Source organism: Flavivirga jejuensis, from assembly GCF_030540765.1.
GTDB lineage: Bacteria > Bacteroidota > Bacteroidia > Flavobacteriales > Flavobacteriaceae > Flavivirga > Flavivirga jejuensis.
The window spans coordinates 313,201-320,827 of the sequence record NZ_JAUOEL010000009.1 but is presented as its reverse complement, the minus strand read 5'-3'; the positions used below and the strand labels follow the sequence as shown (position 1 = coordinate 320,827).

Sequence of the window (7,627 nt, the reverse complement as noted above, 5' to 3'; positions counted from 1 at the left end):
ACTAACATGACCCTGTTTTATTAATACTAATGCTTTTACTCTCTGATATTGCAATAATTTGGTTTGCTGATTGAGTAAGACCTTTAACTCCGACTCACTTTCTTGAATAACTATTTCTATTTGTTTTGCCATAGGGGAATATACAAATAATTGAGTAAATTAACAAAGGAAATGGTATAAAATGGAACTTAGAAATTTAGCTATTGCTATGATTGTTGTAAAATGTGAAGGGAATTTAGACCATTTTGAAACTTAAAAAATGGTCGGAATTTCTTCCGACCATAACTGGTATGGGGGAGCTCATTATATATTATTATTAGAGATTTCTCGTCACTAATGATTCTTTGGCTATTTTTGCTATTATTTGGTGTTTTATAAAATTAAAAAGCCTATAAACATATTGTTTATAGGCTTTTAGTAGAATTTAGTAAATTCTCAGCGGAGAAAGAGGCTCCGTAACTCTTTAATTTATTTCAGTGTTTTCAAGGCTTCCCGCTTTTTAAGTTGCCTTAGGGTAACTTATAGGGTAACCACTTTTTTAATATCAAAATGTTCTAGTGTAAATTAAAGAAAATTATTTTAAAGGATAAAATAATCTTTACCAGCTTATTGAGATTATTTCTTTGTAATTTCTATTTTAATACTACTTCATTAATATTTCGAAATGAGTAGGGTCGAACTTATTTTTATTTATTAGCCTCTGCTTTATTAATACAAGTAATTCGTTATACATTTTGTTACCTAAAATAGGTTTGAAAACTTCTACTTCATTCATTTCTATACCATATTCTTGATTTTCAGTAAATTTTATTAAAATATCCAAGATTTCTGAAATAGCACCAGGTTCTTTATTTAAGTTTTCGTATAAATCTAGGCTCTTAAGAAATTTATCTTGTATAGGGTTGTAATAATAGAATAATATTATAGCTAATATTATGTTGATATCGCTAATGTCTTCAAGAGTGAATTTACAAAATCTTTCAACATGAGAGTTGGTCAATACTTTTTCAACGGTGCTAAGAGCTATGTGCTTATTACCTTCTTTGTAATTTTTTAGATGAAATAAAATTTGTGAAACTAAAGGAAGTATTTCATCGATAGCAGAATTTAACTCATCATAACTATAGATTTTATCATTTTGTAACGTGTTTATAAATGCATCTATAATTTTTGAGTGATTGGACTTAAATAAGAATAAATCTGAATTGTTTATAAAAGGAATTACTAATTCATGATTCCATAGATTTTCCTCAAAAAGCGATATGAATAAATCCCAATATTGTTTTTCATAAAAAATAAAGTTATTAGAAATAGTTCTTAAAATGGTTTCTTTTGATTCAGTATTATCTGGTATTATATCATTATCAATGAAAAAGTAATCGATGAAGATTTTTTTCTCATGATTCTCTTTAGGGATACAAGCTACTTTTCTGATAATCTCTTTTAAATTACTTACTTCTGTGTGATTACTCTTTTCTTTTAATAGCGAATTGTTTTCAATAATTAATCTTTCCAGCAATTGTAAGAGATCATCTTTAAATAAAAAAAAACTAAATTCAGCATTTGGTGTTTTTTCAAGTATAAATAATAGTTTCTCTATCTGATCTAATTTCATGTCTGCAAGTGACTTTTTAAAGTTGGACTTTGTATAATCCACAAAAGCCTTTTCGTCTTTAAGTCTAGTATAAATTGTTCCATCAGATTTTATGATAATATTAAATAGCAAATCATAAAGCCTTTTATTATCTATAACAACTATGGTCTCTACAATAACATCTATAAAATGGTCATGGAAATAAGTTGTTTCTCCTTTAAAGGTTTCATCATTAAGAAAATAATCACTAAGGAAATATATAATCTCAATAATTTTTCTCTCTTCTTGTGAGTCTAAATTTTTATTTAAGATTAGAAAAATATATAGATATTCTGAAAGCAATAAAGCATTATCGAAAAAATCACCCGAATTATGCTTGGAGTAATTGTATTTTTCTTTTAAATAAATATATTTTTTTATAAGTTCAGGAAAATTATACTCTGTTACAATTTTAGAGATAATGCTTTGTAAAGTTAGAATTGCGGTATGTTCGGAATGGTAGATGTCAAGCAATTCTTCTTTATGTTTTAGTAACTCCTTTTGTGCTACAAACCTTAGAGGCAGAGATAAACTGGATAGTATTTCTCTTCCCCAATTTTCTTGATCAATTAGAGAAAAATATTCTTCACTATGTTTCCCGTTTAAAGTTTCTTCATTTCCTCTTTTGGTAAGAATAGATTCAGCTGAGTCAGAGCATTTAGAAATGTCATTTTTAATGTAAACTAGAGTGTTGATAACACAACTAGTAATTTGAGTTTCGTTATGCTTTATTCCTATTTCAATAAGATCAGACAAGTAAAAGTAATTTTGAAAGTTGAATTTTTCATCAGTTACTTGCTTGGGGATTTTCGATATTTCTATAGATAGATAATCAGTAAACTTAATTTGGAGGTGATATGGTAGTTTATAAACTATCTTATCTATGGAATCTAACATGGCTTTTACCCAAAAAGCGTCAAAAAAGACTTCACTATAGAACCTAATAATTAACTTAAGGTCATCTGATTTAATACTCCTTTTAATTAAATGCTTATTACATTCTGCTAGTAGCATATAATAGGCGTAGCCATAAAATTTTGCGGAATCTTCTTTAGCAAACATTTTGTATACATACTCTAAAGTATCGGTTAATAATTGCTGTTTTTGTTCCATGTTTTTTGCTAAAACTTCATTTTTTGACAGCATTCCTATGATCATAATGCAAAAATTCCAGAAAAAAGAATCAGTAACTAAATAAATAATGGCTTCATAGTTCAACTTTTTGCTTTCCAAATATTGTGCGGATAAAAACTCCTGAAAAGTAACAGTGTTGAATGTGAACTTCCATTCCAAACTGTTAGTGTGAACTCTTTTGTGGCTACCTAATCCAGCTGCTGATAAAAATTCGGCTACAGATCTGAAATCATCACTTGTATTACCTATATAGCTAAACTTTTTGTTTATTAACATTAAATAAGCAAACTCATTTGCTTTGTTCTTCATGGCCTCTATATATCGTGCATCAATAGTTTGCTTTTTTTCTCCATAGTCTAGTATCCAGTTGAATACTTTTTCTTGAAGTTCATATACTGATTGAATCGAGGATAAATCTTCCTTTACATTTGAACTTACTTTATAGATTAATACTATGTATGATAACATTAGAGGAGTGTTGGCATACTCCTTTAAGATTTTATTTTTCTCTATAAGTTTATTCAGCTCTTTTTCTTGGTCTTCATCTTCAATCAGTTTACTAATATAGTTTTGAATGCAATTACTGTTAAATCCATCAATTTGTACCGCAAAGTCATAACTAAAGTTATGTTGAATTAAACCATAAGGTCTGGATAAGAGAATGTAATTATATGTTTCTACACCCGAAGAAAGCTTAAGCCTATCATTTATACTGATTTCATCAAACCCATCTAGTATTAATAATAGCTTAGGGAATAAGTTTAATGATTTGATTTTTAAGTTGTTGTTTGAAAAGTAATTATCGTTTATATAGTTTAGGATAAAGTTTTTTTTCTTAAAATTTAAATCTCTTAATTGAATATAAATGACAGTTTTTTTAACCTCTTTGTAATTATTGCTTTTGGCCCATTTATAACAAAGCCACCGGGCATAAGTTGATTTACCAACACCTGGGTTACCACTAATAATTACTTTTTTGTTAGACAAGATGCTTTCTGAAATATAGCCTTGCGATAAATCACTATCATAATAGGCTTTTGTATGACTACTCACCTTAGAAAATGAGTTTTCTTTTTCAGATTTTATTAAGCTATCTCGATTGTGTAGTTCTTGATGAGATACATAAGAAAGTTGAATATAGTATTCGCACATTGGTAAAATTCCTAGAGAATTGTTTACATCGCCATTGATACTAATACTATTAAAAATGCTTTTTTCTTTAAATATTCTAAATATTTCTTTTACGGCTTCTTCAGAAGTGAGTTTTTTTTCTTCATTATTTTTCTTCAGTTTCTCAATAGTGTCAATACTAAATTGAAGATCATAATCCAACAATATTTTTATTAAAGGAAATGTACCATTTCTACTTGAACTATCGGTGTCTCCACTTAAAAGGGAAACGACAGCTTTAAAATCATCATCTTTACTTTCGGTAATTACAGATTCTATACTTTTAATGTTATCCGGGAAGTAATTAAGAATACTTTTTTTATGGCTTTCTGTGTAATATTCAGAATTTATAAAGTCGATAAGGCATTTTCGAAGGAGACCTTTGGTAGGATTACCTAGGTAAGTTAACAAATCTTTAGATTTTGCGTCTTCATATGCTTTAATAATTCCTTTTGGTTTCATTCTTATATATGATTACTTAATATGTTGTACTAAATCGGACAAAATCGGACTTTTAAAGCCACTTTCGTACGGAATATTTAAACCACTTCTTATACATGTGATATTTGTAGTGTACTTCAAAGCAAGTACCCTTTGTACAGAGGAATCGTCTTGTTTAATGTCCATTTGGTGGCGATCCAGACGATCCGGATTAGGACACATAAATATAAGTGTCATGAAAACCATATTTGTTTCAATTGGGTTGTTCCTTTCATTAGTTTCAGCCTCTTGCACTCCCGAAAAAACGGAGAGTACAGAAAAAGAACAAATTGAGACGTTAGCTACAGATCCACCTAGCGAAGAGCCAGGTGAGAATGTTGACCCAAATAACGATTAAATTTGTTCGAGAAAGAGGAGTGCTTTTAAGTATTCCTCTTTTTACTCTATACTTTAAAGGGAGGAATTGAGTCCTCCACGTTTTCTCTATTTGCACTTTTATATTTTACGTATTTTGCCACTAGTTCAATTGAGTTCTTAACCTTAAATTTATTAAATAAATTTCGAATATGAACTTCAACTGTTTTGGGACTAATTTGGAGCTCTTCAGCTATTTCTTTTTGGGTTAAACCATCAATTAACAATTGAATTACATCATTTTCTCTTTTCGAAGCCTTCATCCAACTTTCAATCTCAAGCATTTCAGATATGTTGAGGTCAACATATTTTCCCCCTTTCATAATAGAGTCTATAGCCGAGTAGGTTTCTTCCACTCCAAGCTGCTTATCCAAATAGGCATCTACTTTACATTCTTTAAAAAGACGTTCATAATGACTAATTCGAGTATGTTGGGTAAGAATCATGATTTTTATTTTTGGATATAACTGTTTTACTTTTTTTGCAATAATAAATCCGTCGTATTCGTTAGTTTCAAAATTGAGATCTAGAATTATAATATCGAAGGGGGTTTTTCGTAATGAAATTAATGTGTTTTCAAAATTGCTCACAGTTTCTATCCTGCCTATTAATGGATGTTGTTCCAAAAGAAGTTCTAATCCTTGTGCAAAAATTTGCGAATCTTCAACGATTAATATTTTTAATAGTGATTTCATTTTATGTTTTCTTTAATTGGGAAATCCAAAGAAATTAAGGTGCCTTCTTCTGTCGATTTTACTTGAAAATTGCCGAAGAGTAGTTGTGTACGCTGTTTCATGTTAAATAGACCAATTCCTTGTTTATTTGACTCTGTTTTAAAACCTACTCCGTTATCAGAAATGCTAAAGAGCAAGTGACCGTCTGTTTGTTTTTTGTAGTTTATTTTTACCTCTGTGGCTTGTGAGTGTTTTTCAATATTGCTTAGTGCTTCCAATATAATACCGTAAAAATTGGTTTGAGAGCTTAATTTCATATAGTCTAATTCTTCAGGAAGTGGTAGTTGAACGTTAATAAATATTTTTCTATAATATTGAAATTCTGACAACTGAGAGGTAATAATTTCGCGGAGCGATGAGTTTTGTATTTTATCTCCTAATGGAGACAAACGATGAGAAATTAGCCGAATTTCCTGATTAATTTCTTTGATCTCATCAATAATAATTTGACTCACTTTATCGGGGTTTTTAGATTTTGGAAGAGCCAAAATCTTCAACCGAATTCCATCATAACTGGTTGTAATAATGTCATGAAGATCTTTACTAATTCTCTTCTTAATTATTTCTTGACCTTTATAAACGGATTCAAGTTGTTGTAATTCTAATTCTTTTTCGCGAGACTTTTGTCGTTGCTTTAAATAAAAGTAAGAGAGTAAAACTAGCAAGAAAATAACTAGAGCAAGGAGTAGTAAAATGTTCTTCTGACGTAGATTTCTTTTTTGAGTGTTGATGATCTCAACTTTATTTTTATTACTACTAGACAATTCGATAATCTTGACCTGCTTTTTTTTGCTTTCAAATTTTTCTTGTAATTCTTGAATAATTTTCGTCTGATTTTCGGTGAAAATAGTTTTGTATAGTAGGGAGTATTTTTCTTGAAATGTTAAAGCATTTTTGTAGTCCCCTTTTTTCTTAGAGTAAAGAGCTTCAATTTCATATTTCCTCAAAACAACATCTTTATTATTAGTGTTTTTGAGATAGACTGTGCTAGAATCTAAGTAGGCTCTTGCTTGTTTTAAACGCTCGTTATGGATAGATAGAATGGCAAGCTCGTTGTAGGTATAAGCAAGACCAATGGTGTTATTTTCCTGTTTTTTTAAAGCTAAGGCTTGAAGATAAATTGTGTTTGCTTTTGCATAATTTTTAAGTAAATAGTAAACGGAAGCAAGGTTATTAAGCATTTTTCCCACTTCTTTTTTTGATGCAATTTGATCCTGAAATTGAATACCTTTTTCGTAATACGCAATGGCTGAATTGTACTTTTTTTGTTCTTTCAACAGGTTAGCTATTTTTACATAACTAAAAGAAACCTGAACTGTATCTTGAAGTTTATTATTTAAATGAAGTGCTTCTTTATAATATTGTTCCGCAATGTCTAAATTGCCTAATAAACGTTGAGTGGAACCTAAGATATTACTAGCATGTGCTTTTCCAGATAAGTTATTAGACTGATCATAACCTTCATATGCCCATAACAGGTGTTTTATTGCACTGTCGTATCGACCAGCATTTTTGTACAGAATACCTGCTTTGGAAAAAGTACTAAATTTATCATCGGAGTCTTTCAAAGTTTTGTAAATAGCAACCGCTTTATTCAATCGGTATATTAAACTATCTTCACTGCCTCTAATTCTATATATTAGGGAGATATTGAAATGAGAGTCAGCCGCATTTTTAGATAACGAATCTATTTGAATACTTTTTTTAAAAAATTTTATAGATTCAGGATAGTTTTCTTTACGATAATATATAAGTCCAATTTTCTTATATATAAACCCTGAATTTGTGATTAGATTTTGATCTATTGCCATTTTAAGTGCTTCATTATATACCTCAATGGCTTGATCATAATTGAACTCATTTTCTAATTTTTTGGCTTTTTCAATAAGAAGACTTAAATCTGTTTCTTTTCTTACTTCTTCAAAAATCGTATTGGATATTCGGTTATGTGCTATAACCGAAGTAATAAACACAAAGTAGATAAGACCAAGTAAAAGTTTCTTCATAATCACTTATAATATACTAAACCAGCACTAAAATAATTCAAATAATTAAGAATGAGTTGATTGTGTTGATATTTACGGGAATTTCCGTATTGGAA

At 29.3% G+C, this 7,627-nt stretch carries 4 protein-coding genes; 1 reads left to right on the top strand and 3 read right to left on the bottom strand.

The window, feature by feature from the left end:
• Window positions 1-643 precede the first annotated feature (643 nt).
• Window positions 644-4,399 carry an NACHT domain-containing protein gene (locus Q4Q40_RS22240; RefSeq protein WP_303304260.1) on the bottom strand — a complete coding sequence of 1,252 codons (3,756 nt, stop codon included), beginning with the start codon at window positions 4,397-4,399 and terminating at the stop codon, window positions 644-646.
• A 214-nt stretch (window positions 4,400-4,613) separates the two neighbouring features.
• Here Q4Q40_RS22240 and Q4Q40_RS22235 point away from each other — a divergent pair, with 214 nt between their 5' ends.
• Complete coding sequence (locus Q4Q40_RS22235; RefSeq protein WP_303304259.1) at window positions 4,614-4,775, top strand: hypothetical protein; 162 nt, start codon at window positions 4,614-4,616, stop codon at window positions 4,773-4,775.
• Window positions 4,776-4,821: 46 nt separating this feature from the next.
• Here Q4Q40_RS22235 and Q4Q40_RS22230 read toward each other — a convergent pair whose 3' ends face one another.
• Entirely contained in the window at window positions 4,822-5,487 is a 666-nt protein-coding gene (locus Q4Q40_RS22230; protein WP_303304258.1) for a response regulator transcription factor, read from the bottom strand.
• Window positions 5,484-7,337 carry a tetratricopeptide repeat-containing sensor histidine kinase gene (locus Q4Q40_RS22225; RefSeq protein WP_303304257.1) on the bottom strand — a complete coding sequence of 618 codons (1,854 nt, stop codon included), beginning with the start codon at window positions 7,335-7,337 and terminating at the stop codon, window positions 5,484-5,486. Before Q4Q40_RS22225 ends, Q4Q40_RS22230 begins: the two co-directional genes overlap by 4 nt.
• Window positions 7,338-7,627: the final 290 nt, after the last annotated feature.

Coding starts and splice junctions, on each gene's coding strand:
- Q4Q40_RS22240 (WP_303304260.1), bottom strand. CDS start 4,399: ATGAAACCAAAAGGAATTATTAAAGCATATGAAGACGCAAAATCTAAA.
- Q4Q40_RS22225 (WP_303304257.1), bottom strand. CDS start 7,337: ATGGCAATAGATCAAAATCTAATCACAAATTCAGGGTTTATATATAAG.
- Q4Q40_RS22235 (WP_303304259.1), top strand. CDS start 4,614: ATGAAAACCATATTTGTTTCAATTGGGTTGTTCCTTTCATTAGTTTCA.
- Q4Q40_RS22230 (WP_303304258.1), bottom strand. CDS start 5,487: ATGAAATCACTATTAAAAATATTAATCGTTGAAGATTCGCAAATTTTT.